Origin of the sequence: Methylobacterium sp. J-077 (genome assembly GCF_022829365.1) — a bacterium.
Classification (GTDB): domain Bacteria; phylum Pseudomonadota; class Alphaproteobacteria; order Rhizobiales; family Beijerinckiaceae; genus Methylobacterium.
In genome coordinates, this window is sequence record NZ_JAKSYJ010000236.1 from 111,762 (window position 1) to 136,409 (window position 24,648).

Genomic DNA, 24,648 nt, shown 5'->3' on the forward strand with positions numbered 1-24,648 from the left:
TCAAGCGATCTGCAGAGGCTTGGCCGCGGACGGCCGGCGGGATCGCGCGCGCTTCTGGCGCGTATCGCCGATGACCCGGGCGGGGCATCCGGCCACGATGGCGTAGGGCGGGACGTCGCGGGTCACGACCGCGCCGGCGCCGACCAGGGCGCCTTCCCCGATGGTGAGGCCGGCCACGATGGTGGCGTTGGAGCCGATCGAGGCGCGGTCGCCGACGAAGGTCTCGACGAGCTCCCAGTCGCCGTCGCGCTTCAGGCTGCCGTCTTCGTTCGTCGCCTCGGGGTAGCGCTCGTTGGTGAAGACCACGCCGTGCCCGACGAAGACTTCCGCGCCGATCGACACGCCTTCGCAGATGAAGGTGTGCGAGGAAATCTTGCAGCGGGGGCCGATGGTGCTGTTGCGCTGGATCTCGACGAACGGGCCGATGCGCGATCCGGTCTTTATTTCACACCCGTAAATATTGACGAGATCCGGGTAAAATATACCCACATCTTGCTCAATATCCGCATCTGTAATCGGCATCCCCGCAGTTCCTTCCGCCGAACTTCTGTGCGGCAAAACTGCGCGGAGCCGTAGACGAACGGTACCCAGGCTTTCGATACCAGGACTCCCCCGAAAGGCGAACCGCCCTCGCCCGGGACGCTCCGACCCCCGGGGGGCTACCTCGAAAGGCGCATCAAGGGGCGCCGGAGCGCGCCGCCGGCCTCCTTTTGGACGAGTCCCGGCGAGCTGGGCCGCCGCGCATCATGCGGGATGACCTGCGCCCGAGCATGAAGGGACGACGCGTTGAAGACCTGGTCCCGTCCGGCACGTTCCGATTTCTTCGCGGGTAAAACCGACCGGAACGGCGCTTCGCTGCGAAGAGCCTTCGCGGGGAGCGCGGCGATGCTGTTTGCCTTCGCAAATCCGGCTTTCGCCGAATACCGGATCTCGCCGGGCGACACCCTCGAGGTGACGGCGCTCAGCATTCCCGGATTCAAGCAAGAGGCGATGGTCGGGGTCGACGGCACCGTCATGGTGCCGCTGCTCGGCGACGTGCCGGCCGCCGGGCAGACCGTGTCGGAGCTGCGCAAGACCCTGCAGAAGGCGCTGCCGGCCAAGGCGGTGCGGCAGCGCAGCGCCGAGGGCAAGGAATCGATCGCCGTGATCGAGCCCGACGAGATCGGGGTGCGGATCGCGAAATATCAGCCGGTCTACCTGAGCGGCGACGTGACCAAGCAGGGCGAGCACCCGTTCCACCCGGGCATGACCGTCCGGCAGGCGGTGGCTTTGGCCGGCGGCTACAACCTCCTGCGCTTCCGGATGGAGAACCCGGTGGTCGAGAGCGCCAACCTGCGCGCCGAGTACGATGCGGTCTGGGCGAGCATCGCCCGGGAGAGCGCCAATGTCTGGCGGCTCAAGGCGGTCGTCGCGGCGGCCCGCGCCGACAAGGGGGCGCCGGCCGGCACGGAGGCGCCCCCGAACGTGCCGCCATCCCGGGCCACGGTCGCGCAGAAGCTCGCCGAGCAGCAGCTGCGCGTGCAGATGGCCGACATCGGCAAGGAGAAGGATCATCTGCAGCGCGCCCTCGTCCGCGCCCAGGGCCAGCTGGTCAGCCTGACCGAGCAGCAGGCCAAGGAGAAGGAAGGCGTCACCGCCGATGCCGACGAGTACGACGCGGTGCGCGCCTTGTTCCAGCGCGGCGCCGTGGTCACGACGCGCCTGACCGACGCCCGCCGGGCGGTGCTGCTGTCCTCGACCCGGGCGCTCCAGACCACCGTCCAGGTGGCGCAGCTGGAGCGGGACAAGGGCGAGCTGACCCGAAAGCTCGAACGGGTCGACGACCAGCAGGCGCTCGACGCCATGGAGAAGCTGCAGGTCTCGGAAGACAACCTGACCGCGCTCCGCTCGCGCCTGAACAGCATCAACGACAAGCTGGTCTATACCGGCGCCCTGCGGACCCAGCTCCTGTCCGGCAACCGCGTGCGGGCGTCGATCGCCGTCTTCCGATCCAACAAGTCCGCCCCGAGCACGATCGACGCGGCCGAGGATGCCGAGCTTCAGCCGGGCGACGTCGTGGAGGTCGTGCTCAAGCCGGACCCCGCCCTGCGGGGGATCGGCGACGGCACCGGCCAGAACTGACGTCGCCAGAATCGTGCTTCCGCCGCGTGAGGGAAGAGCCATGAACAGACACTCGACCAGCGCGTCCTTCCTGCGGGCCGATCCCGTCGGCCCGGCACGATCGTGGCGGGACGGGCCGCGGTCGCCCGATCCCGACGATCAGGTCGCGATCCTGACGATCATGCGGCGGAACTGGCGGTCGATCCTGGCGCTCGGCGGAGTCGGGCTGATCACGGCGATCATCTACGTCGCCACCGCCCCGTCGATCTACACCGCCAAGGCGCGGGTCTACATCGAGAGCCGCCCGAGCCCGGTGACGGCCCGCGACACCCCGGGGGGCGCGTCCCCCCTGGAGATCGCCGAGGTCGAGAGCCAGGTCGAGTATATCCGCTCCGAGAAGATCGCCCTGGCTGCCGTGCGCCGGCTCGACCTGCCGCCGGCGCAGGAGCTGTCGGTGCCGCCGCATCCGCTGGTCGCGAAGGTCCGCGAGACCATCGGCGCGGTCAAGCTGTTCGTCGGCAAACTCATCGGCCTCTCCCCGGCCCCGAAGACGGCCAGCCCGGAGAGCCCGGAGGAGCGCCAGGCCGGCACCGTCCGGGAGAACCTGGAAGCCTCCCGCATCGGCGCGGCCTACGTCATCGAGGTCGGCTACAGCCTCGACAATCCCACGGCCGCCGCCGCCGTCGCGAACGCGGTGGCGGACGCCTACGTCGCCACGCAGCTGGAGAACCGGTCGCAGATCTGGAAGGTCGCCGGCGACTGGATCCTGCCGCGCCTGAAGGAACTCCAGCAGCGCGCCAGCGAAGCCTCCCGGGAGGCCCAGACCTACAAGGCCGAGCACGCGATCATCGATCTCGGCAAGCGCGGCCTGGTGGGCGAGCAGCAGCTCGAGGAGCTCAACACCGCGGTCGCCTCCGCCCGGTCCAAGACCGTGGACGCCCGCGCCACCCGCGACCAGATCCGCATGCTGCTCGCCTCCGACATCGCCGATCCCGGCATCACCGAGGCCTTCAAGGACACGGTGATCATCCAGCTGCGCAAGCAGTATGTCGATCTGGTACAGCGCGCCGACGACCTGAAGCGCCGCCTCGGCCCGGACCACGACGCGGTGGTGGCGATCCGGAAGGACGTGCAGGCGGCCCACCAGTCCCTGCGCGCCGAGCTGGAGCGCCTCGCCGCCTCGCTGGACCGCGATTACGAGGTCGCCAAGGCGCGCGAGACCAGCATGTCGGCGGCCTTCGACGAATTGATCTCGAAGACGCTGGTGACCAGCAATGCCCGCGTGAAGGCCAAGGAACTCGACCGGGCGGCCGAGACCTACGACCAGATCTACACGAACCTGCTCAGCCGCTACATCGACGCGGTCAACCAGCAATCCTACCCGCAGCCCTCCGCGCACGTGATCACCCCGGCGAGCGTTCCGGAGCGCCCGAGCGCGCCGCGCAGCGGCCTGATCGTGATGCTCGGGATGCTGGTCGGGACCGGGCTCGGGGTCAGCGGCGCCTTCGCGCGGCACTGGTTCGACCGGACCCTGCGGGCGCCCGGGCAGCTCACCGGCCAGGGCCTGTCCTGCCTGGCCGCGCTGCCCGAGCTGCGCCGCGAGCCGGGCTACCGGGCCGCCCTGGCGCTGGCGCAGGGCCATGCCGACGAGACCCTGCGGCCGGCGAGCGTCGAGGCGTTCAAGGCGAGCGTCGTGCGGTTCATGCCGCGATCGATGTTCGTCGAGCGCCTGCACAGCCTGAAGACGCATCTGCTCGGCAACGACCGCCGCGGCCCGGTCTTCGCCATCGGGGTGACCTCGGTCGGGGCCGGCACCGGCAAGACCACCTTCGCGAGCAACTTCGCTCAGCTCCTGGGGCGGTCGCGCTCGGCCTCGGCCAGCCGGATCCTGCTGATCGACGCCGACGTGCGGCAGGCGACCCTGTCGCAGCTCAGCCAGGCCGCCGACCAGCCCGGGCTGCTCGACGTGCTCGCCGGCCGCTGCGGCACCGCGGAGGCGGTCCGGCACCCGCTCGGGGATGTCCGCCTGCTCACCTGCGGCAGCCTCCTCCCGGGCGACCCGCATTTCAGCGACCTGATGACCCCGGAGGGCATCGCCGGCCTGGTCCGGGACGAGCGCACCCATCTCGACCGCATCGTGGTGGACCTGCCCCCGGCGGACGAGCTCCCGACGCTCCGGCCGCTCCTCGACATGCTGGACGGGGTGATCCTCGTGGCCGAGGCGGGCAAGACCAACATCGACGACGTGGTCGCTTCCGTCCAGGATCTCGAAGCCGCCGGCTGCACCGTGCTGGGCGTCGTGCTCAACAAGACCAACACCGCACCGGCGGTCCGGCGCGGCACGATCGTGAACGCCCTGGTCCAGAGGGCCACCGCCGCAGCCGCCCCGGCCGGCCGCGCCTGGCGGCGCCGGCCCGCCGCCGACGTCACGGATTCGGGAGCCTCCGCGTGACGGTGTTTCGCCAGGCGGAGCGCGCGCCGGTTCAATCGATCCCGGATCCCACCCATCCCCCTCATCCTGAGGTGCTGCGCAGCAGCCTCGAAGGAGGGTTCCAGAAGCCGCCGCAGGCCCCGTCGCTCGTGCGGGCTACGACGTTCATCTCGGCGCCGTTCGAGGGGCAACCGACCGACAGCCTCGCATCTCTCACGATCAGGGGGTTTGGTGGGATGGCTGCTGCCGGGTGCCACACCCCATGACCCAGACCCAGCCCGAAACCGCCGTGCTCGGCCGGGTCGCCTTCTTCGGCCATGACCGGATCGAGCCGACGATCCGGAAGCGGGTCGGCGCCATCCGGGACTCCGGCTGGTCGGTGGTCGAATACATGTTCGTGCGGGCGCGGGTCGGCCTCGCCGAACCCGCCATCGCCGGCGACCTTGTCCCCCTCGGGCAGACCGTGGACCGGCATTACGGACGGCGGCTGCCGCTGCTCGCGCTCGGGATCGTCCGGGCGCTCAGGCGGTGGCGCGACCTGCGCACCGCGGACGTGGTCTATGTCCGCAACCTCGACATGGCGCTGGTGGCCTGGGCTTCGGCCCGGCTGGCGGGCAGCCGCGCGCCGCTGGTCTACGAGGTGCTCGACATCCAGCGGCTGATGGTGCGCCCGGACAAGGTCGGGCGGATCGCCCGCGCGGTCGAGCGCTGGATCCTGGGCCGCAGCGCGCTCCTGGTCGTCAGCGCGCCGGACTTCGTGACCCGCTATTTCGCGCCGGTCCAGGGTTTTTCGGGCCCGTGGCATCTCCTCGAGAACAAGGTCATGGCCCACCGCCTCGCCGAGGTGGCGCACCGGCTGGACCGCGGCCGCGTCGCGGGACCGCCCTGGGTGATCGGCTGGTTCGGCACGCTGCGCTGCCGCCGGAGCCTGACCATCCTCGCGGCGGTGGCGCGGGCGCTCGGCAATTCGGTGCGGATCGTGATCGCCGGACGGCTCTCGGAGGAGGATATCGACCCGCAGGATTTCGCCGCGACCCTGGGCCGGCATCCGAACATGACGTTCCGCGGCCCCTACGCCAATCCCGGTGAGCTGCCCGACATCTATGGCGGCGTCCACTTCAGCTGGGCGGTCGATTACCTGGATGACGGCCTGAATTCGGATTGGCTGCTGCCGAACCGGCTCTACGAGGGCGGCCTGTGCGGGGCGCTGACCCTGGCGCGGGCCGGAACCGCCACCGGCCGCTACGCCGAGGCCGAGGGAGTCGGCTGGGCGTTCCCGGAGCCGCTGGAGGAGGCGGTCATCGCGTTCCTGCGCACGCTCGACGGCGCGACCTATGCCGAGATGCAGAGCGGCCTCCTCGCCTGCGCGATCTCGAAATTCGTCGACGACCACGGCATGCGGGACCTGCTGGCGCGGGTGGCGTGATCGGCCGGCTGGAACCATGCCCGATCGCGTTGGGATCGGGCATGGTTCCAGGTCCTTGATCGATGCGCTCGCTGCCGCCGAACCGGTATCCGCTTCGGCGGCGAGCGCTCCAGCGGCCTTACCCGTCATCGCGAGCGCAAGCGAAGCACCCTCGGGTCGCTCGCGATGACGATGGCGCGGGGGCGGCCGAGCGGCCGCGAGCCTGAAGCCCCGTGGATCCGCCGGGCGGCGAATCACCTTCCCTCGACACGCCCGGCGCGAGCGTCCCAGTCTCCTGATTCGCCGGCGATTCGCCCCACCGGGGCCGCTGCAACGCGCGACAGTGTCGACTCGCGTACAAAATCGGTCCCTATAGGCCACACGATCGGCGAAAATTGATTTTCGGACGGCAAATCGTATAAGCCCGGCGCGTGCCTCAGACGCGGACTTGAACTGGCAAAATAGAGCGGCCGATATGGATTTTCATGACTGAATTCGGCTCTCGAAACGGTCGCTCGCGCCGCTGAAAACACCGGGGCGACGGGTTTGATATTACCGCTCGCCAAAACCTCGATCCGACGGCCGAGATACCGGCGCAATGCCCCGATGAACAATCACACACGCAAGAAGACCTCGCGAATGCCCGGCAAGATCTAGCAGCGACGCTTCGTGCCACCGCGCGCCCCGCTACGTACGTAGTTCGTGACTGAATTAACCTGCGTAGAAATTTAATCAAATAGGGACGAATTGGGTATTTACAGCCGATTTTACGAAAGTTAGCATTATATCCACGGTCATCGAGAGCCAACCAATAAGGCGCCGGGTCGACCGTAATCCGCCAGTGTCACGCCGATGGCGCGTTCATTGGGCCCCCAAGTCTCCGTCCGACAATGGGCTTCCTGCGAAAGGAGGTAACTTCTTATGGCCAGTCTTGGTACTCGAGACGAGCGCGTCATCGTTGAGCGGGACACTCTTCAGAGCCGTCACGGCGTCTCGGGGGTGCAGGGCGGTGACGGTCCGGCCGTCATCGAGCGGCGGGACCCGACCCTGGCCCGCACGAACCGCATCGTGATCATCGATCGGCGACAGCTCGTCGGTCGCTGCCTGGCGGCGTCCCTCCGGGAAGCCGACAAGGATACGGTGTTCGAGGTCTTCCCGGACATCGAGTCCTGGAAGCGCCAGACCCCGTTCGCGGCCGCCAACGTGGTCGTGCTGTGCCGGCCGGACGGCAACCTCTCGGAGACCGAGTGGGCCGAGATCACCCGGGAGCTGGCGCTGCTGCAGGGTGAGGTCGATGCCCCGCCGGTTGCGGTCATCTCCGACGGGGAGAACCTCGACCAGATCGTGCGGACCATCAAGCTCGGGGTCAAAGGCTACATCCCGACCACGACCTCCGTGGACATCGCGCTGCAGGCGCTCCAGCTCGTCCAGGCGGGCGGCGTCTATATCCCGGCGGAATGCCTGTTCCCGCTTCTCGCCAGCATCAAGGTCGAGGAGCCGGTCGAGGCCAGCGAGGACGAGATCTTCTCCCCCCGCCAGCTCTGCGTCGCACGGGCGCTGCGCAAGGGCACGCCCAACAAGATCATCGCCTACGAACTGAACATGTGCGAGAGCACGGTGAAGGTTCACGTCCGCAACATCATGAAGAAGTTGAAGGCGAAGAACCGCACCGAGGTCGCGTACCTGACCAACAAGTACTTTCTGCGCGAGGATTCGAGCCTCGCCAGCGTGAAGGCCCCGGCGGCCTGATCGCCGCCTGACACATCCGGACGACACAGAGCCGTGCCCGATCGCGCCGCGATCCGGCACGGCTCTTTGTTTGCGCGGACCGCGCCGATCCGGAGACCGGGGCGGCCGGCTCACCCGACGGACAGGAGCAACCGGTCCTGCGACGGCGCGGGCGCGGCCTGGGGCTCGGCCGGCTCCGCGGGGCGGCCGACGCTGCTGTAGGCGAAGCCGTGCAGCCGGGCCTCCTCGGGCCGGTAGACGTTGCGCAGATCCACCAGGATCGGAATCCGCATCGTCGCGCGCAGCCGCGCCAGGTCGAGGGCCCGGAACGCGTTCCACTCGGTGACGATCACCAGGGCGTCCGCGCCCTCCGCACAGGCATAGGGATCCTGCGCGAGCGCGACCCCGGGCAGGAGCGGCCCGGCCTGCTCCATCCCCTCCGGGTCGTAGGCGCGGACCTGCGCGCCGGCATCCTGCAGGCCGGTGACGATCGCGAGCGATGGCGCGTCGCGCATGTCGTCGGTGTTCGGCTTGAAGGTCAGGCCGAGCACCGCGATCGTCTTGCCGCGCACCCCGCCGCAGGCCCGGATCACCTTGCGGGCCATGCCGCGTTTGCGCTGGTCGTTGACCGCCACCACGGTCTCGACCAGCCGCAGCGGCGTGCCGGCATCCTGAGCGGTCTTGACCAGGGCCAGGGTGTCCTTGGGGAAGCACGAGCCGCCGTAGCCCGGCCCAGCGTGCAGGAACTTGCCGCCGATCCGGTTGTCGAGCCCCATGCCGCGGGCGACCTGCTGGACGTCGGCGCCGACCTGCTCGCAGAGATCCGCGATCTCGTTGATGAAGGTGATCTTGGCGGCCAGGAACGCGTTGGCGGCGTACTTGGTCAGCTCCGCGGTGCGCCGCGACGTGACCAGGATCGGCGCCTGGTTGAGGTAGAGCGGCCGGTAGACCTCGCGCATCACCGCCTCCGCGCGGGGATCCTCGGTGCCGACCACGATCCGGTCCGGGCGCTTGAAGTCCGAGATCGCCGCGCCCTCGCGCAAGAATTCCGGGTTCGACACCACGGCGAAATCGGCATCCGGCCGGAGCTCGCGGATGATGCGCTCGACCTCGTCGCCGGTGCCCACCGGCACGGTCGACTTGGTCACCACCACGGTGAAGCGGGTCAGCGCCCGGGCGATGCCGCGGGCCGCCTGATAGACGTAGGACAGGTCGGCGAAGCCGTCGCCCCGGCGGGACGGGGTGCCCACCGCGATGAACACCGCGTCGGCCTCCGCGACCGCCCGCCCCAGGTCGGCGACGAAGGACAGCCGGCCCTGGCGGACGTTCTCGGCCACCAGCACGCCGAGTTCGGGCTCGAAGATCGGGATCTGCCCGGCATTCAGCGCGTCGATCCGGTCGCGATTGCTGTCGACGCACACGACCTGGTGGCCGAAATCGGCGAGGCACGCCCCGGAGACCAGCCCGACATAGCCCGACCCGACCATCGTGATGTTCATGCCTGCCCTGTCCTTGCCTCGTCGCACCGCGAACGCCTGGATGTCCTGCTCTACGGCGAGGCCGTCGGCGGGGCACCTCATGACTAAGGCGTAGGGGCGGTCGGCGAGACGGGGTAGGGCGCGGTCGCGGTCCGGCCGGCCCGCCCGGACGCCCGGAAGACCGTCCGCGCTACCTCGCTTGGCTTAGCCCCCGCGGATCCTGCGATGTTCCGGGATCCCGCGCGAGAGCAACCAGCCTAAAAGCTAAGTCCTTGTCGCTCCTTTTAGGGCTGGATGTCGTGGGGTTTAGGCGGGCAGGATCGTCGGGCCAAACGCTCTGGGGGACTTTGGCTGGGGAGAGTCGATTTGGCCGCGCGTTTCTACTTCGAGTTGGCGAACGCGGAGATCACGCTTCACGACACGACAGGCGTCGAGGCCGCCGACCTCGCGGAGGCGCTGTTCGAGGCGCGCAGCGTCATCGCCGAGATGGCCGACGAGATCGCCGAGGAGCCTGCGGGACCGCCCTGGACGCTGCTGGTGCGCGACGAAGCCGGATGGCTCGTCGGACGCCTGCCGATCCGGAAGTGATCGGGGCGGTCTTTACCAGTCGTTAACCATTCGCTCGGAGGATCGGAGCGGTCTTCAACCAGGGGCAGCCATGGCCAGACCGACCTCCTCGTCCACCCGGGATCTGCGCGCCGCGGCGCTGGCGGATGCCACGGCCACCGAGATGGCGCGCGCGGCCCAATCCCTGGCCTGCGGCGGCGATCCCGAGACCGCCGAGGCGCTCCGCACGATGGCGCGGCACAACCGGATCGCGGCGCTCAAGCTCCGAGCGGTGCAGGGCTTCGCGCCGGACCGGGTCGGCCTGGCGCGTATCTTCTGATCGGGGACAGCCGGGCTCGTCCGGGCCGAGGCGCGGGCTCCCGGCGCGAGCGCGCCTTCTCCTGCACATATCAAGCTTCGGACTGCCTGCGGCTCGTCATCCGCAATGCAGAAACTATCGATCCGGATTGGATCACGCCCTACGCAGGGAGCGAGTACCGGCTATAGCGCCGCGGACGCAGTCAAACGTGGCGGCGTGGCAGAAGCCCCCTATTGTCAAAGGTCGGATGAGCACGGGACCGACGTCGCGCCGCCCGGGCCTTGCGAGCAAGCTGGCTCGCCCCGGCAGCCGCAAAGGCGGTGACAACCACCAGAACGGGGAGCACGTAATCGACGTAGGGTCCGAGGGTCATGATTCACCCTACCCCAGGAGCGTGACATACACCGCTCGATGGGCACACACGCTGGCGACGAACCAGATGGCGCTGTTGCTCCAGATGTCGCCATCCGGCGATGACTGGATGAGGCCGAATTTGTAGCCGACCAGCGGCGTAACCACACCGGTTGTGAATGCCCCAATGACCATGCCGTTACCCCAATGCGCCGCTCATTTCCGAATTTCCTTTTCTTCTTCGTTCACAGTCGGCCGCCCTTGAAAGAGATGCCATCAAACAACAAGCTGTTGAAGCAGTGCGTTTCACTAACTAGGCGCTCACCGAAACGATCGTCATTGGCCTGACCATCTCGGATGAAATCCTCCCACGATCGTTTAAAAGGCTTCCCGTATTCGGTCGCTTCCTTGGCATTTTTGTCCGCAAACGCAATCTGCGCAACCAAATTTCTAAGCGCACCGTTCAACATCAAAATATTGATACGATGCTCTTGCTCGACAGTAAGAGGGGCAGTTTCGGCTGGCCGATTGAGCGTCGTCAGTTCGCCCCCCTGGATCGCGGGGTCGGTGCCCGAATCCTGTAAGCGCGTAGACAATCACTCGCGCACCGCTTGCGAACGAGAGGGCCGGTCCGGTTGCGCAAGACGCCATGCGTCCAGGGCCGCCGACTGGCCTTGGTTCAAGCGCATCGGGAGGGGGATCGAGTAGCGCTCCCCTCGAGGCCGACCAAGCTTTTTCTTTTCTACGGCAATTGGCACGGGAAGCATGATTCCCGTATCGACGAAATGCAGGCCGAGGGGAAGGTGGCGCTTCTCCAAGGCCGTAACCCGAACCACGGACGGCGCTCCGATAATCGAAGCTGCCTGGACCCCTACTACATCGTTTTCGTCCTACGAAAACAGTTCCGGCCAGTTAATCACGCCCCTTCGGGCGATGCGTTTCGAGCCTGAACTTCCGCCTCGCCGTCCACTACTGGAAGCGCTGCGCTGGGCCATCCACCTGCTCGTTGGGGCACCGACACCACCCCGCTCCGTCAGACCGCCCGCACGGTGGCGAGGAAGCGATCGAAGCGGTCTGAGAATCCTGGCGAACTTCCGCGAACGCTTTCGATCCCGCACCGCGACAATCCACCAGATCGAGATTTCGCTCGGCGATCTTGCTCAGGGCGCGGGAAGTATAACGAATTGTTTCGATACTCACGAGCGCGATGATAAGACGTTAGACAGGCATATTATCGGCAAATTATTATGTATACGATAGCAAAATTTGACATTCAATCACTCCGTTTTGAGCAAAATCGTTTTTAAAGACTTCGATAAATCCTATCCTTAGACTTGACACGAAGTTTAGTTCGGAACCAATCTGCCCCAGCAGCTGAACTTCGATTCGCCTTTTGCAAATTTAATCACCGTCAATATGCCACCTCCGGATGAGTTGTTCGACATGGGCCAGAATTTATCGATGATTCATCGCAGCACATGAAGAAACCTTGGGACAAAGATGCGTGCTTCACCGCCGGGTCGATCGAGGGGGGCACCGTGCTCAGGGAAGGCTGGTCACGCGTCGCCGCGGCTGCCGAATCAATATCCACCCTGGCGTCGAGCGCCAAACACGTGGAAATTCAATAAAAATCACTAGGAAAAGTATTTTTATTGATTGTTCACGATCGAACAGACTGATAGATTTTCAACATAGAGCTTGACAGGGAATTCGTCCGCCGTGTCCCCCACAGACAGTGAGACCAGCGAACTAAGCGCAAGTCTGGCGCTCGATATGGTCGGCCGCGCCTATCTCGCTCTCGCACTCCTCTACGAGACCGCGCATCCGGGCGAGTTCGAGGGCATCCAGCAGAAGATCCGGGCGTTCGTCGAGGACAATTTCCGCATCATCCAGGAGACCAGCGGCCGGGGAACTCTTGTCCCCGGGACGGTCGAAGGTGCGGCCCACCTTGTGAACAGCGTCCTCGCCGAGGTCGAAAACAAGATCGCCACCATGATCCGACCGAGCCGATACATGCAGGGCTGAGATCGTGACGTGGACTAACGCCGCCGAAGACCCGACTGTTGCCGTTGAGCCATGAGCCCACGATAAATCTCGCGCCCCGCTTCGACGGCGACAATTGCCAGGACTCGAAGCGTCGACAGTGTTGATAAGGCATGTTAGGCCCCGACAACGGGCGGAAACTAGTTTATCGGCACGATGGATAGCAGCGATGATTGCGACCGGATCTCACGCAGTGCGGATGTTGCACTCGAGGTTTTGGTGCGCGCCTATCATGCCCTTGCCGTCGTCTATGAACTGTCGAGCCCCGGCGCCTACTTGGCGCTCCATGGGAAGATGATGCCGTATCTGCTGGACAGCTTCCGGGATGCGCAAGCCCCGCAGGCCGGCGATCCGCACACCGCCGAACTGTTCAGCGCCGCGCTGGAACGGGTGCGCTGCGCGCTCGACGACGTCCAGAGCGACGTCTCCGCGGTCCGGATGCGGGACGGCGTGCGCGATCACTGACGCATCCGGCCGACGGCGCGATCTCAGCGCGCCGGTCCCAGAAGCGGCCCCGGCCCGAGCAGGAGACGCGCCGCCGTATCCCCCTCCGGCACGCGGTTCGGGACGATCCGCGCCAGCTTGGCGTCCAGGGTCTCGGAGGCGATGTGCCGCCAGGCTCGGGGGGCGTGGAGAAGCTCGCGCAGGGCCGCCGCGTAGCCGTGCGAGCGCCGGCGGTCGAGGACGCGCCGATGCTGCCATTTCCGCATCGTCGCGTCGCGATGGGCCCGCAGGGCCTTGCGGGCGCCCGGCGCCAGGTCCGAACGGGCGAGCATCGCGACGTCGAACGCCAGGATCGCCGCGAGGTCCTCGGTCCGATGCTGCGCGCTCAGCGAGTCCGCGCGCTCGATCGCCACGTAGCCGCAGGGCGCCGTCACGGCGAACACGCCGCCCGCCGCCAGGGCCTCGACGTAGAGGGCGTAATCCTCCCCCAGCCGCAGCCGCTCGTCGTAGCGCAGGCCGTGGCGCTGCAGGAACGAGCGCCGCATGATCGGTTTCAGAAACCCGAGCTCCCGCCGATGCTCGCCCGCGCGCCCGATGTTGCCGGAGACGAAGGCCTCCAGCGAGAGCCGCTGCGGCCGGCCGGGCCCGGTCACCAGGCCGGCGGCGGCGGACGCGGCGTCGCCACGGACCAGGACGATGTCGTCGGCGATCAGGTCCCAGCTCCGGGGCGCGGCCAGGAGCCGGCCCAGGCGCCCGTCCAGAAAGTAATCGTCGGCGTCGAGGACGCAGACCAGCCGCGCGGTCGCGACCGCCAGGGCGGCGTTGCGCGCGGCCGCCGGCCCGGCATTGCGCGTCAGCCGCAGCAGCTTCAGCCGGCCCGAACCGTCGCCGGCGGCCTCGGCGGCCGCGCTGGTCCGGTCCGTGGACGCGTCGTCGACGACGATCACCTCCGCGACCTCCGGCTGGCGCAGCGCCGAGGCGACCGCGGTCGCGATGGTGGCCTCGGCGTTGCGCGCCGCGATGATGACGCAGACATCCGCTCCGTCGCTCTGGGCCTGCACGCTCGCCACCGGACGACTCCGAAACGCCTCCGGCCGGCCCGGGACGGGACGGCCATCCCGCACGCTAGGCATCCCGCGCGCGGGACGCGAGATCGTCCAAAAGGAGGGTTCGGGCGCCGGATCCGCTCGTCCGAAAGATCACGGCGCCGCCGGCCGATCGCGCCGATACTCCCGCCGGAGCCCCCGAATTGGCTTCAGGCGAGGATGTGACCATGACGAGACCGCGCCGCCCGATCCGCCGCGCCTGCCTGGCGACGGCCCTGCTGCTGCCGGCCCTGCCGGCCGCGGCCGGGGACGATTCCGCCCCGACCGCCGGCAGCGCGCCGGCCTTCCGGGGCGGCGCCTCCTTCGTGGAGACCTTCACCAGCCTCGGCGACCGGCGCTGGTACGTGTCCGACGGCTGGGTCAACGGCGACCACCAGCGCTGCACGTGGTCGCGCCAGCGCGTTCAGATCCCGGCCTCCGGGGAGCTGACCCTCACCCTGTCCGACAGCCCCTACAAGGACCGCGCCTTCACCTGCGCCGAGATCCAGACCAAGGAGCGCTACGGCTACGGCACCTACGAGGTCCGGATGCGGGCGGGCGCGGCTTCCGGCCTGGTCTCGGCGTTCTTCACCTATAACGGCCCGGAGGACGGCGACCGCCGGACGAACGACGAGATCGACTTCGAATTCCTGGGCAAGGACACGAAGGGCGTCCAGCTCAACTACTTCACCGGCGGCACCGGCCAGCACGAGACCATCGAGAGCCTCGGCTTCGACGCCTCGACCACCATGGCCGATTACGCGCTGGAATGGCTGCCCGACCGCCTCCGCTGGTCGGTCAACGGACGGGTGCTGCGCGAGGTGCGAGCCCTGCCCGACAAGCCGATCCCGTCGCATCCCGGCAAGATCATGCTCAGCATCTGGATGGGCCAGGGCGCGGACTTCGTCTCCTGGCTCGGCCCGGCCAGCTACCCGGGCCGGCCGATCACCGCCACCTTCGAGCGCGTCGCCTTCACAAAGCTGGGCGATCCCTGCGGCTTCAAGGGCTCGATCGTCTGCCGGTAGGGCGGATCGGCCGGACGCCTCGTCCTGCGTCGCCGCGACGGGCGGCGATGGTAACGACTCGTTAACCATTGCCCCGGCAGGGTGGGTCCCGCGGTCACCGCGGGGCCCTACGATGTCCGGTTTCAGCCTTCTCGTCGCGCTGTATGCAGTCGGCTTTGTGGAATTCTGGCGCCTGTGCCTCGTGGCGCCCCTGGAGAACGACGATCCGGCCTGACGACGGCCGCGCCGTCAGCGGCTGCCGCGCTGGCGCAGGACCGCCGGCACCGTCCGCAGCATGATCGCGATGTCCCGGCGCAGGCTCCAGCAGCTGGCATAGTCCAGGTCCAGCGCCACCCGCTCGGCATAGGTGGTGTCGGAGCGCCCCGAGACCTGCCACAGGCCGGTCAGCCCCGGCGGGACCGAGAAGCAGGCCGCGAACGCCGTCCCGTAGCGGGCGACCTCGCCCTGCACGATCGGGCGCGGCCCGACCAGGCTCATCTCGCCGCGCAGCACGTTCCACAGCTGCGGCAGCTCGTCGAGCGAAGTCTTGCGCAGCACCTGGCCGAGCGTCGTCACCCGGGGATCCCGGGTCAGCTTGTGCGTCGCCGCCCATTCGGCCCGGGCGTCCGGATGCGCCGCGAGATGCGCGGCCAGGACCGCATCGCCATTCACGATCATGGACCGGAACTTCAGGCACCCGAAGGGGCGCCCGTGCCGGCCGAGCCGCACGTGCCGGAAGATCGGCGCCCGCCCGTCGCTGGCCCAGATCAGCACGGCGATGAGCAGCAGCAGCGGCAGCAACAGACACAGGGCCGTCAACGCCACCGCGGTATCGATCGCCCGCTTCGTCGTCCAGCCGAGCCGGAGCCCGATTCGCGCGGGGGACGCGGTCGGCAATGTCTTGACCAACGCTTCGTTGATCGTCTCGACCATATGGTGCGGCGACGACGGGGTGATGGAGGTGGGGGTCCCAACCGGACGCAGCATGGCGGCGGCTCCTCACTCGGTGCGAAAGGCGGATGCGACAATGCGAGACGTGATGAAAACCCGGGACTCCGTGTGGCCGGACAGGCAACCGTCCGGATCGAGCGAATATTTATCACGCGAATGTCTGGAGATGTTGGCACAGTTGCAAACATGCGGGATACAGAAACGACGCGACGGCCGAATCACCAGTGGAGGTAAGTAATTGCTGGTCCTACTGGTCTTCGCCGCTCTGATCGGGGGCGCGATCGGCTTCGCATTGGGCCTGCTGCAGGGCTGGCTGGCCGCCTTGCTGGCGGCCCAGGCCGGGGCCGCATGCGCCGTGGGATTGGTCGTCCTGCTCGGGATGCGCCGGTGAACGTCTCGAATCGGCCGGACCGGGCGGGCGCGTAGCGTGCAGAGACGCCTCCAGGCTGCCTGCGGCAGGGATTGACGCAAGATATCGCATCTTCCGTAAACCGGCATATGTGAGCGAAGACCGTTCACATCAGTGTTCCACCCGGAATCGGACGGGCCATCGCGATCCTACCCCAGTTTGATATTATTAAACAACCCTAAACACGAAGGAATCAATTTCGAATACAGCAATGCGGCAGATGTCCGGGGAGCCTCGCCTACGCCGATCGAGGTAGGCCGGTCCCGCGCCGGGCCGGCCTAGACAGCGGGACCGAATCGGACGAGGCGTGCATGAGCCCGGCAGAGCATCGTCCCGACAGGCGGCCTCTGGCTTTCGGAAAAACGACGATGCGAATCAAAGAGCTGGCGCGTCGTCCCGAAAGCGGGCTGCCGGCTCTTGGGAAAAGCCGATGCGGGGTCGAAGACCGACAGCCTCGGCCCGGATCCGATGTCCGGGCCGAGGCTGAGGAGCGCCGCATCCTCGGGTTCGACGGCCTGCGGGCCGTGGCGTTCCTGATGGTCTTCGTCAGCCACAAGGTGCCGAACCCGCGCACCGAGGCGCTGGGCAGCGCCGGGGTCTGGCTGTTCTTCGTGCTGAGCGGATTCCTGATCGTGCGCATCCTCGCGGCGGCCCGCACCCGCATCGAGGCCGGCATGGCGAGCCCGATGGACAGCCTGCGGGTGTTCTACCGGAACCGATTCGCCCGTATCGTGCCGGTCTATTACGTGTTCCTGCTCGTGCTCTACGCGACGCCGCTGGGCCGCCCGCTGAACCTCGGCGACGACGCGTTCAAGCTTTCGACCTGGCTGTACGGCACGAATTTTTACGTCGAGCGAAACGGCTGGGGAACGGAACTCGGGCACCTCTGGAGCCTCGCGGTCGAGCAGCAATTCTACCTGCTGTTCGCACCGGCGGCCCTGGTCCTGCCGCGGCGCCATCTCGGGACGCTGTACGGCGTGCTCATCGGCGCCAGCGTGCTGATGCACGCCGCCCTGTGGTGGGCCGGCGCCTGGCTCGTGAGCTTCGACGTCGACACCCTGACCAATCTCGGTCTGATCGCCCTCGGCGGGCTGGCCGGATTGCGCACGACGCCCCTGCCGGGCCGGCTCAGGTGCGACGCCGCGATGGCCGGCGCGCTCGCCCTGTTCGTGGCCCTGCCGCTCCTGGCCGGGGAGACCGGCCGGTGGGTGCTCTTCGGGCGGCTCAGCGGGATCCTGGCGGCGCTGCTGCTGCTGCAGATCGGCCAATCCCCGGGAAGCCGCGCGGTGGCGCTCCTGGACAGCGCCTGGCTGCGCCGGATCGGCGTGATCAGCTACGGCGCCTACCTGTTCCACGTGCCGCTCCACGCGGAGCAGGTGCTGGCGGCTCTCGGGCTCCACCTCGCCGCGCCGCGCTCCGTCACCCTGGCGCTGGACCTGTCGCTGACCCTGCTGCTGGCGGAAGCCTCGTGGCGGCTGCTCGAATCCCCCGCCCGGCGGATCCTGCGGGCGCCGGCGCGGGCGGCTCGGCGCCCCGCGCTGATCCATCCGCTGTAACCGTCATAGATTCAAAAGGTCTTCGACCTTTTGCGGGTGCAGGGCGGATCCCTGCGAGCCTCGGGACGCTGTCCCGAACCCTGCCAAAGGGCGAACCCTTTGGGATCCCGTTCCTCTCCGCGAGACGGCCGAGACCAGGGCCGCAGCGATCCGGCCGAGTCGCCTGCGGGCGCGCAGGCTCGGGCGCTCGATGCCGTGCCATGACGCGGCAGCGGCGAGGATCGTCGGGCCGATGGCCAGCAGGACCAGCGGTGCCGTCGATTCGATCTGCGGGAACAAGAAATACACGGCATTGAGCATGGGGCAGTGATAGAGATACAGGCCGTATGAGTAATCGACCTTGTACGGCCCGAGCCTGCCGCCGAAATCCGTGACGCCGATCGCGACGGCGATGTAGGCCAGGCACAGCCCCGACAGGGCCGGATCGACGAGATGCCACCGGTCCGGGCCCAGCCAATGGACGAGGCCGCTCCCCGCCAGCGCCGCCGCGAACAGCCGGCCATCCAGGGGCACGGCGTGCCGCCAGACATAGAGCAGGCAGCCGCACAGGAAGGTGGCGAACAGGATCGTGCCGCGGCCGAGGAAGACCAGGCGGAACAGCCCGTTCCGCTCGAACAGGGGCAGCAGCCCAAGGGCCTCCAGCAGGGCGGGGGTGACGGCCAGCGCGACGGCCAGCGCCAGCAGCGCCCTCGGGCGCCGGAGGAGCCCGAGGGTGATCAAGATCGCCGTCAGGCCGTAGCAGGCGAGCTCGTAGGCGAGGGTCCAGAGGGCGGCGTTGACGATGCCGGGCTGCCCGTTCTGGGTGAAGACGCCGGGCAGCTGCGCGCGGAACAGGCCGATGCTGTTCGCGCCATACTGCCAGACCGCCGGCTGCGCGAAATAGGCCGCCGGGTCGAAGGCGGAGAAGATCGGGCCGATGACGAGGGCCGTGACCAGGCTCACGGCGGTGAGGCCGGGGAGGATCCGCAGGGCCCGGTTGACCAGGAACGGCCCGGCCGGGAGCCGCGACGCGCTGCCGGCGACCAGAAAACCGCTGACGCCGAAGAACAGCGGCACGAGGCTGCCGGTCAGCGGTGCGAGCGTGCCGGTCCAGAGCGTGCTGCCGACCGTGGCGCCGGCGTGGAACACCATGACCAGCAGCGCGAGCAAGAGGCGCAGGGTGTCGAAGCCGGCGCCGTAGCCGCCGCCGGCCGCGAGCGCGCCGCCGATCGTCCCGGCCGGACTCCCGCGACGGGCCATCGGATGATGCATGAGCGGGCCTCGCACGGACGCGCGGCATGACGCGCGCCCCCGACCCATGCCACCGGTTCGCCCAAGGTGAGAGGCGGCCGTGGGCACGCAAAAGGTGGGAGCCAGCCTCCGCCGAACGGCGTAGCGGGTCGGAGTTTCACCCAGATCCGCGACGCCGCGACTCACGGCGACCCGCAGGCGCCCGGGCTCCCATCGGGGCGGCCACCGATAGCCGGGTGACCCGGCCTGCGCGCCTGAATAGAAAATACACGTCCGGAGGGGACACATGATGCGCCGCACGGCTCAGAAAAATCAAAGATTCCGCGGACAATGGCGAGGACAAACTCAAGTTTTTCCGCCAGACACATCTTTTCCTTGACTCGAAAAACCTTCTCGGTTTGTCTAGGTGCCAGCGAGGTATGGAGCCGCGCGCCGGTTCGGCCTGGATCATGACGATCCTGAACGCGACTTTGACGCGCCTCCTTCCCCGATCGCATCTCGACAGGCCGCACTGGGTCGCGGCAGCGATGCTCGCGACTCTATCTTCGGCCAGCGACGAGGGCATCGGATTGCGAGCGGGATCGAACCGTCGCGCGGGCTCCGAGACTTGGGCGTCCTCGCTCGGGCGTCCTCGACCGTGCTGCGGGCCGGCGGTGGGCCGATGAAATTTTTCGATGGCCGCCGGCAGGTCTTTCACGACGCCAAGGGCGCGGTTTAGAGCGCTCGCCGCCGAGGTGGATACCGGTTCGGCGCAAGCGAGCGCGTTACATCAAGGACTTAGAGCCGTTCCCCGTCGCAGCGTGTCCGGGAGCGGCTCTAGGCGCCGGAGCGCAACGGTTCGGAGGCGGAGCGATGAACCCCATAGGGTCTGTAACGTCCCATCAAGCCACCACGCTGATGCTGCTGCAGGTCGACGCGTCCCTGAAGCCCCGCTCCGCGCAGGAGGACAGGGAGACCGATCCGGTGTCGTCGCCGGCCGCGACGGCGATTCAGGTGCTGGATCCACGCTCCTCCCTGACCCTGTCGACGCAGGCGAGCGATGCGATCCTGTCGCTGGCCCACAAGATCCCCCAGCACAGGAGCAACATCTACCTGCTCGGGGGCATCGACGAGAGCGCGTTGCTCACGGACGAGGCCTTCGCCAAGACGACGGCGGACACGCCGGCACACGAGACGGAGGTCATCAAGGGGATGGGGGCGACCCGCTGGGTCTGGCGCCCCGAAATCCACCTCACGGAGCTGGCTTTCTTCGAAGCCTTGTCCAGGGCCATTCCGCGCGACTACGACGACCCCAATTCGATGGCGAATGCACTGTTCATAAACAAGAGCGCCAGGATCGTGCGTGCGATTGACGCTCCGGCGGCCAAGATCGTGTCCGGATATTACGACATGTACAACGATAAGAACGACTATATCGGAACAGTCCGGCGAACCGACTGCGACCCCGGCTATCTCGAAGCGTTCAAAACCGATAACCCCGGCCTGCGCATTGCGCCCGTCTATTTCGGCAACGATGCCGTTCTCGTCATCTGGGCGGACGCGTTCGCCCGGAGGACCGGGCCCGAAGCGCTCAAGCGACTGAAGCTGCCTATCGCCTGATCGGCAACCGCACCAGGACGGTGCCGGACGCGTCCCGCACCACCAGCGTCCACGCTGTGCCGGGATCGCCGGCGCAGACCTCGTCGGCCATCTCCTGGATCACGCTGCGCGCCTCGGCCAGCGCCTCGGCCAGATCCGTAGCCTCCACGCCCTCGTGGTCGCGGATCGTCTCCCTGCTGTTCTCGACATCGAAATAGAACCGGATGGGCACCGAGCTCTCCCGTGATTGATGCCCTCGGAGGGCCGTCCGTTCCTGGCTATGCCCGGCAGCAATCATCTGGAGACATAAAGTTTAACAAATATCAAAGCTGATTTTTCCCAGCGCGTGGCAATAATGCCTGAAATTTCATGGAATATTCCAATATTGGTATCGATCATTGCCCTTTCGATGATGGCGCAGGGCGAAATTCGGTACCGCCGCCGATCCGGCAGGGCCGGTCCGTAAACCTTCGCCGGTTCGGTCCGATGAAAACAATCCGTCCCGGCTCCGGGCCTCGGCCCTCCAAGACCATCTCCCGCACTGCGACGGTGGCCCTACGCCCCGCCCTACGCCCCGCCCTACGCCCTTTGAGCGTCGTGCGCCGGATTCGCTTCGCGGCATGCTGGGCCGAGGCCGGGGAGACCGCCCGCGGGAATGCGCCGGGGGCAACAGGCAGGACGGGTGATGGCGAATCAGATCGTGGCCGATGCGCGGAATGTGTCCGTGGACGTCTCGTTCCTCATGGCCGCCCACAATGCCGCCCCGTGGATCGAGACGGCGATCCGCTCGGCCCTCGATCAGGCCGGCGTCGCGGTCGAGATCCTGGTGGTCGACGACGGGTCGACGGACGGGACCGGAGCCGTGCTGGCGCGGCTGGCGGCCGAGGACCCGCGCATCCACCGGATCCCCCTCGACGGGGGGCAGACCGGCACGCCACGCGGGCCGTCGGCCGCCCGGAATGCCGCCCTGGCAGCGGCGCGGGGCCGCTGGCTGGCGATCCTCGACGCGGACGACCTGATCGTCCCGGACCGGAGCCGGACGCTCCTGGATCTCGCCGCCGCCACCGATGCCGACCTCATCGCCGACAATCCGATTCCCTTCACCGGCAGCTTCGATCCGCACGGCGCCGGCATGCTGGATCGCGGCCGGGAGCCCTACCTGTTCACGGTCGATCTCGCGCAGTACCTCGCCTGCAACCGGATGCTCACCCCGGGGGTGAAGCTCGGCTATCTCAAGCCGATGCTGCGGGCCGAGTTCGTCCGGCGACACGGTCTCCGCTACGATGCGGAAGTCCGGATCGGCGAGGACTTTCTGTTCTGCCTGGGCGCCCTCGCCGAAGGCGCCCGCTTCATCGTCAGTTCCTATGCCGGCTACGGTTACCGGCGGGGCCCGGCCTCGCTGTCCCACCGGCTGCATCTGGCCGATATCCGGCGGCTCGACACGGCCTTCGCGGCCTGGGTCGCGCAGCGCGAGCGATCCGCCGAGATCCGGCAGGCTGCCCACGCCTATCGCGACAGCCTCGCCACCGCGCAGATCATCGCCCGGGTGATCGACACCGCACAAGCAGGCCGCTGGCTTCGAAGTGCCGGGCTGGCGCTCGCCCGGCCCAGGGCTTGGCGGTTCCTGACTGGTTCGCTGATGGAGGCGGCGGGCAAGCGCCTCGGCAGACGCCTCCGTCCCGCGATGCCGGCCGCGCTTCCCGTCGGACAGGGGTGAACCGCATGCGCCTGTGCCTCTGCATCTGCACCTGCGAGCGCCCGGCGGGGCTGGCGCTGCTGCTCAGGGCCATCGACCAACAGAGCCTCGGCGGCCTCGCTGATTCCGCCCTGCGGATCCTGGTCGTCGACAACGGCCGCAGCGATGCGGCCATCCCGGTGGTCGAGGCCTACCGGAATGAGGGCCGCTTCCCGATCACCTACGCCCGGGAGCCGGTCCGGGGCCTGGCGGCGGTGCGCAACCGCAGCCTCACTGCGGCCGCCGCGCTCGGGGCCGACTGGCTCGCCCTGATCGACGACGACGAGGTCCCGGACCGGGACTGGCTGCGCAGCCTCCTCGACACCGCGCAGCGGACCGGGGCCGCGGCCTGCGTCGGCCCGGTGGTGCCGCTGTTCGACCGGGTCCCCCCGGCCTGGGCCACGGCCGGCGGGTTCTTCGCGAAAACCCTGCCGGTCCGCGACGGCCTGGTGACGGACGCCTACACGGCCAACGCCCTCGTGGACCTGCGGGTGGTCACGGCGCTCGGCCTGTCCTTCGACATGCGCTTCAACACCATGGGCGGCGAGGACACGTTCTTCTTCCACGCCCTCCTGCGCGCCGGGCACAGGATCGCCTGGGCGCCCGACGCGATCGTGTACGACAGCATCCCGGCGCACCGGATGCGGGTGCGCTGGCTGCTGGCCCGCTGGTACCGCAGCGGCAGCGTCGAGGCCTATCTCGGCCGCCTCCGGCCGGAGACGGTGAGCGGACGGCTCTCAAACGCCGCCCGGGGTCTGGCGCGCCTCGGCGGCGGCCTGGCGCGTCTCGGGATCGCCGGGCTGTCGCTCCGGCCCGCGACCCTGATCGGCGGCTTCTACACCCTCTGCCGCGGCGCCGGCCTGCTCGCCGCGGTGCTCGGCCTGAGCTACCGGGAATACCACCCGTCCCGGCACCGGTAGGCTGGGTTTCCAAAGGGATCAGCCTTTTGCCGGGGTTCGGGGCGGAGCCCCGAGAGTGCCGGGTCGAGTGGTCGACATCAGACGCCTGGGCGCGATCGCGCGAGGCTGCTTGCGGCCCGACCTCGTCGTGAACTCGGATCGAGGCTGCCAGTCACTGGCTCGATCAGCTTCGGCCAAGCGAATCCAGAGGTCCCGAATCGAGTTGCTTGAGAATCCGCGTCAGTGCCGCAACGTTGTTCTTGTCCTCGGCGCTTTCGAGCGCATCCTGGAGTACCAGGCGGATGTCCTCGGCTTCGACTTTTTCCATGTCCCAGTTCGGATAGAGACGCTCGCGCTCTTCCTCGCTCTGGCTCAGCGAAACGATATCGTAATGGCGCGAATCGCCATGCAGGCTCGCGATCAGCTCCTGTATCTGCGAGGCCGGCCCCTCGATCCACTGAAAGAAGACGCCGCTGCCGAAAACCAGAATCCCGGTGATGCCGCGCGCGAGATTGTGGCGCTGGGCCGACCCGACGATGCGGCCGACCTCGGCGTCGTCGACGCCGTCGGCGGCACGGCTGCAGTAGACATAATGATAGAGCGCGGGCAGCGCGGCTTCGTCCAACTCAGCGCCACGTGGAATGCCATATTCGTCGAACATGGGTGGACTCGCTCTGTTCATGCCGGGCAGGCCGTTCCGCCCGGTGCGTGAGCGGCAGGATAGCGCAACGGACCTGATTTGGAATCGGACCTGGTCTCCCGGGCTGTCGCGCGGACACCGAAGGTGCGGCACCGAGCCTGCGATGTCGGCCACCCGCTACCGCGTCGCGAACTTGATGCCGAGCGCCGCCTTGGCAACCAGGCCCGGGCTCGCGAGGGCGTCGAGATATTGCCGGTCGCGCTTGTCGAAGGCGTTCTGGACGATGAAGTCGGCCTTCACGCGGTCGTTGAGATCGTAGGACGCGAAGAGATCCACCAGCCCGTAGGCCTTCGTCTCGCGGTTCTTCGCGGCGCTGGGCAGGCCGGTCCGCGCATCCACGAGGTTCAGCCGTATGCCGAGTTCCAGGCGGTCGCCGAAGAACCGGAAGCCCAGCGTCGTGCTGATCCGGTCCGGCGGCACCGAGAGCAGGCTCTCGCGGGTGGCCCGGTCGCGGCCCTCGGTGTGGGTGGCGGCGAGCGTCACGAAGCCCCGGCCCCAATCGTAGGCGCCCTCCAGCTCGACGCCGGAGAGGTCGGCCCGGGCGAGATTGCGGTACTAGTCCGGTCGCGACAGTTCAACGCAACTGTCCTGGTTAACCGTCAGGCTGCAATGCTTCGAATGTACCCCTGCCGCACCTCACACCACTTCCAAATGGC

At 68.0% G+C, this 24,648-nt stretch carries 23 protein-coding genes and 1 pseudogene; 15 read left to right on the forward strand and 9 right to left on the reverse strand.

Going from position 1 to position 24,648, the window contains the following annotated elements; genetic code table 11:
- A complete protein-coding gene (locus tag MKL11_RS30245; protein ID WP_243950818.1) occupies positions 1-522 on the reverse strand; it encodes an acyltransferase in 522 nt (173 codons plus the stop codon).
- 363 nt (positions 523-885) lie between these two features.
- On the opposite strand from MKL11_RS30245, the gene MKL11_RS30250 reads away from it, so the two are divergent.
- The 5 genes from MKL11_RS30250 (at position 886) to MKL11_RS30270 (ending at position 7,685) form a co-directional block, all read left to right on the forward strand.
- On the forward strand, positions 886-2,121 hold the full coding sequence (locus tag MKL11_RS30250) for a polysaccharide biosynthesis/export family protein (RefSeq protein WP_243950555.1): 1,236 nt from the start codon (positions 886-888) through the stop codon (positions 2,119-2,121).
- A 40-nt stretch (positions 2,122-2,161) separates the two neighbouring features.
- Positions 2,162-4,552, forward strand: coding sequence for a GumC family protein (locus MKL11_RS30255; RefSeq protein ID WP_243950558.1), 2,391 nt, complete (start codon positions 2,162-2,164; stop codon positions 4,550-4,552).
- Complete coding sequence (locus tag MKL11_RS30260) at positions 4,549-4,797, forward strand: hypothetical protein (RefSeq protein WP_243950560.1); 249 nt, start codon at positions 4,549-4,551, stop codon at positions 4,795-4,797. The genes MKL11_RS30255 and MKL11_RS30260 overlap by 4 nt, the downstream gene beginning before the upstream one ends.
- Complete coding sequence (locus tag MKL11_RS30265) at positions 4,794-5,957, forward strand: glucosyl transferase (protein WP_243950562.1); 1,164 nt, start codon at positions 4,794-4,796, stop codon at positions 5,955-5,957. The genes MKL11_RS30260 and MKL11_RS30265 overlap by 4 nt, the downstream gene beginning before the upstream one ends.
- Before the next feature lie 900 nt (positions 5,958-6,857).
- Complete coding sequence (locus MKL11_RS30270) at positions 6,858-7,685, forward strand: LuxR C-terminal-related transcriptional regulator (protein ID WP_243950564.1); 828 nt, start codon at positions 6,858-6,860, stop codon at positions 7,683-7,685.
- A 110-nt stretch (positions 7,686-7,795) separates the two neighbouring features.
- Here the strand turns inward: MKL11_RS30270 and MKL11_RS30275 are convergent, their stop codons facing one another.
- Positions 7,796-9,163 carry a UDP-glucose dehydrogenase family protein gene (locus tag MKL11_RS30275; protein ID WP_243950566.1) on the reverse strand — a complete coding sequence of 456 codons (1,368 nt, stop codon included), beginning with the start codon at positions 9,161-9,163 and terminating at the stop codon, positions 7,796-7,798.
- Positions 9,164-9,508: 345 nt separating this feature from the next.
- On the opposite strand from MKL11_RS30275, the gene MKL11_RS30280 reads away from it, so the two are divergent.
- Both MKL11_RS30280 and MKL11_RS30285 read left to right on the forward strand, forming a co-directional pair.
- The gene (locus MKL11_RS30280) at positions 9,509-9,730 is read left to right on the forward strand and encodes a DUF6894 family protein (protein ID WP_243950568.1); all 222 of its coding nucleotides are present in this window, start codon (positions 9,509-9,511) and stop codon (positions 9,728-9,730) included.
- Positions 9,731-9,800: 70 nt separating this feature from the next.
- On the forward strand, positions 9,801-10,028 hold the full coding sequence (locus MKL11_RS30285) for a hypothetical protein (RefSeq protein ID WP_243950570.1): 228 nt from the start codon (positions 9,801-9,803) through the stop codon (positions 10,026-10,028).
- A 575-nt stretch (positions 10,029-10,603) separates the two neighbouring features.
- Here the strand turns inward: MKL11_RS30285 and MKL11_RS30290 are convergent.
- A complete protein-coding gene (locus tag MKL11_RS30290) occupies positions 10,604-10,954 on the reverse strand; it encodes a hypothetical protein (protein WP_243950572.1) in 351 nt (116 codons plus the stop codon).
- A gap of 1,123 nt (positions 10,955-12,077) precedes the next feature.
- On the opposite strand from MKL11_RS30290, the gene MKL11_RS30295 reads away from it, so the two are divergent.
- On the forward strand, positions 12,078-12,383 hold the full coding sequence (locus tag MKL11_RS30295; RefSeq protein WP_243950574.1) for a hypothetical protein: 306 nt from the start codon (positions 12,078-12,080) through the stop codon (positions 12,381-12,383).
- Between the two features lie 237 nt (positions 12,384-12,620).
- Entirely contained in the window at positions 12,621-12,866 is a 246-nt protein-coding gene (locus tag MKL11_RS30300) for a hypothetical protein (protein ID WP_243950576.1), read from the forward strand.
- 23 nt (positions 12,867-12,889) lie between these two features.
- On the opposite strand, the gene MKL11_RS30305 is transcribed toward MKL11_RS30300, so the two are convergent.
- Positions 12,890-13,915, reverse strand: a complete 1,026-nt coding sequence (locus tag MKL11_RS30305; RefSeq protein ID WP_243950578.1) for a glycosyltransferase family 2 protein — start codon at positions 13,913-13,915, stop codon at positions 12,890-12,892.
- 203 nt (positions 13,916-14,118) lie between these two features.
- Here MKL11_RS30305 and MKL11_RS30310 point away from each other — a divergent pair, with 203 nt between their 5' ends.
- Positions 14,119-14,955 (forward strand): family 16 glycosylhydrolase, encoded by an 837-nt coding sequence (locus MKL11_RS30310; protein WP_243950580.1) that lies wholly within the window; start codon positions 14,119-14,121, stop codon positions 14,953-14,955.
- Positions 14,956-15,183: 228 nt separating this feature from the next.
- On the opposite strand, the gene MKL11_RS30315 is transcribed toward MKL11_RS30310, so the two are convergent.
- Positions 15,184-15,921 carry a sugar transferase gene (locus MKL11_RS30315; protein WP_243950582.1) on the reverse strand — a complete coding sequence of 246 codons (738 nt, stop codon included), beginning with the start codon at positions 15,919-15,921 and terminating at the stop codon, positions 15,184-15,186.
- Between the two features lie 202 nt (positions 15,922-16,123).
- Here MKL11_RS30315 and MKL11_RS30320 point away from each other — a divergent pair, with 202 nt between their 5' ends.
- On the forward strand, positions 16,124-16,276 hold the full coding sequence (locus MKL11_RS30320) for a hypothetical protein (RefSeq protein ID WP_243950584.1): 153 nt from the start codon (positions 16,124-16,126) through the stop codon (positions 16,274-16,276).
- 386 nt (positions 16,277-16,662) lie between these two features.
- Positions 16,663-17,850 (forward strand): acyltransferase family protein, encoded by a 1,188-nt coding sequence (locus tag MKL11_RS30325; protein ID WP_243950586.1) that lies wholly within the window; start codon positions 16,663-16,665, stop codon positions 17,848-17,850.
- A 3-nt stretch (positions 17,851-17,853) separates the two neighbouring features.
- Here the strand turns inward: MKL11_RS30325 and MKL11_RS30330 are convergent, their stop codons facing one another.
- Positions 17,854-19,101: an acyltransferase family protein gene (locus tag MKL11_RS30330; RefSeq protein WP_243950588.1), complete on the reverse strand. Its 1,248-nt coding sequence runs from the start codon at positions 19,099-19,101 to the stop codon at positions 17,854-17,856.
- Between the two features lie 831 nt (positions 19,102-19,932).
- Between MKL11_RS30330 and MKL11_RS30335 the strand changes: the two genes are divergently transcribed.
- The gene (locus MKL11_RS30335) at positions 19,933-20,679 is read left to right on the forward strand and encodes a hypothetical protein (RefSeq protein ID WP_243950590.1); all 747 of its coding nucleotides are present in this window, start codon (positions 19,933-19,935) and stop codon (positions 20,677-20,679) included.
- On the opposite strand, the gene MKL11_RS30340 is transcribed toward MKL11_RS30335, so the two are convergent.
- Entirely contained in the window at positions 20,669-20,890 is a 222-nt protein-coding gene (locus MKL11_RS30340) for a DUF6894 family protein (RefSeq protein WP_243950591.1), read from the reverse strand. The two genes, MKL11_RS30335 and MKL11_RS30340, sit on opposite strands and share 11 nt — an antisense overlap.
- 453 nt (positions 20,891-21,343) lie before the next feature.
- Here MKL11_RS30340 and MKL11_RS30345 point away from each other — a divergent pair, with 453 nt between their 5' ends.
- Together MKL11_RS30345 and MKL11_RS30350 are read left to right on the forward strand one after the other, a co-directional pair.
- A complete protein-coding gene (locus tag MKL11_RS30345) occupies positions 21,344-22,375 on the forward strand; it encodes a glycosyltransferase family 2 protein (protein ID WP_243950594.1) in 1,032 nt (343 codons plus the stop codon).
- A 5-nt stretch (positions 22,376-22,380) separates the two neighbouring features.
- Positions 22,381-23,313: a glycosyltransferase family 2 protein gene (locus tag MKL11_RS30350; RefSeq protein WP_243950596.1), complete on the forward strand. Its 933-nt coding sequence runs from the start codon at positions 22,381-22,383 to the stop codon at positions 23,311-23,313.
- Positions 23,314-23,476: 163 nt separating this feature from the next.
- Here the strand turns inward: MKL11_RS30350 and MKL11_RS30355 are convergent, their stop codons facing one another.
- The gene (locus MKL11_RS30355) at positions 23,477-23,953 is read right to left on the reverse strand and encodes a BLUF domain-containing protein (protein ID WP_243950599.1); all 477 of its coding nucleotides are present in this window, start codon (positions 23,951-23,953) and stop codon (positions 23,477-23,479) included.
- Positions 23,954-24,109: 156 nt separating this feature from the next.
- Positions 24,110-24,535 (reverse strand): annotated as a pseudogene (locus tag MKL11_RS30360) (TonB-dependent receptor domain-containing protein); the annotation flags it as partial.
- Positions 24,536-24,648: the final 113 nt, after the last annotated feature.

What these genes read in the sequence shown, in the direction of transcription:
- MKL11_RS30325 (WP_243950586.1), top strand. Translation starts at nt 16,663, where the DNA reads ATGCGAATCAAAGAGCTGGCGCGTCGTCCCGAAAGCGGGCTGCCGGCT.
- MKL11_RS30345 (WP_243950594.1), top strand. Translation starts at nt 21,344, where the DNA reads ATGGCGAATCAGATCGTGGCCGATGCGCGGAATGTGTCCGTGGACGTC.
- MKL11_RS30275 (WP_243950566.1), bottom strand. Translation starts at nt 9,163, where the DNA reads ATGAACATCACGATGGTCGGGTCGGGCTATGTCGGGCTGGTCTCCGGG.
- MKL11_RS30310 (WP_243950580.1), top strand. Translation starts at nt 14,119, where the DNA reads ATGACGAGACCGCGCCGCCCGATCCGCCGCGCCTGCCTGGCGACGGCC.
- MKL11_RS30255 (WP_243950558.1), top strand. Translation starts at nt 2,162, where the DNA reads ATGAACAGACACTCGACCAGCGCGTCCTTCCTGCGGGCCGATCCCGTC.
- MKL11_RS30315 (WP_243950582.1), bottom strand. Translation starts at nt 15,921, where the DNA reads ATGCTGCGTCCGGTTGGGACCCCCACCTCCATCACCCCGTCGTCGCCG.
- MKL11_RS30250 (WP_243950555.1), top strand. Translation starts at nt 886, where the DNA reads ATGCTGTTTGCCTTCGCAAATCCGGCTTTCGCCGAATACCGGATCTCG.
- MKL11_RS30270 (WP_243950564.1), top strand. Translation starts at nt 6,858, where the DNA reads ATGGCCAGTCTTGGTACTCGAGACGAGCGCGTCATCGTTGAGCGGGAC.
- MKL11_RS30245 (WP_243950818.1), bottom strand. Translation starts at nt 522, where the DNA reads ATGCCGATTACAGATGCGGATATTGAGCAAGATGTGGGTATATTTTAC.
- MKL11_RS30350 (WP_243950596.1), top strand. Translation starts at nt 22,381, where the DNA reads ATGCGCCTGTGCCTCTGCATCTGCACCTGCGAGCGCCCGGCGGGGCTG.
- MKL11_RS30335 (WP_243950590.1), top strand. Translation starts at nt 19,933, where the DNA reads ATGAACCCCATAGGGTCTGTAACGTCCCATCAAGCCACCACGCTGATG.
- MKL11_RS30265 (WP_243950562.1), top strand. Translation starts at nt 4,794, where the DNA reads ATGACCCAGACCCAGCCCGAAACCGCCGTGCTCGGCCGGGTCGCCTTC.
- MKL11_RS30355 (WP_243950599.1), bottom strand. Translation starts at nt 23,953, where the DNA reads ATGTTCGACGAATATGGCATTCCACGTGGCGCTGAGTTGGACGAAGCC.
- MKL11_RS30285 (WP_243950570.1), top strand. Translation starts at nt 9,801, where the DNA reads ATGGCCAGACCGACCTCCTCGTCCACCCGGGATCTGCGCGCCGCGGCG.
- MKL11_RS30330 (WP_243950588.1), bottom strand. Translation starts at nt 19,101, where the DNA reads ATGCATCATCCGATGGCCCGTCGCGGGAGTCCGGCCGGGACGATCGGC.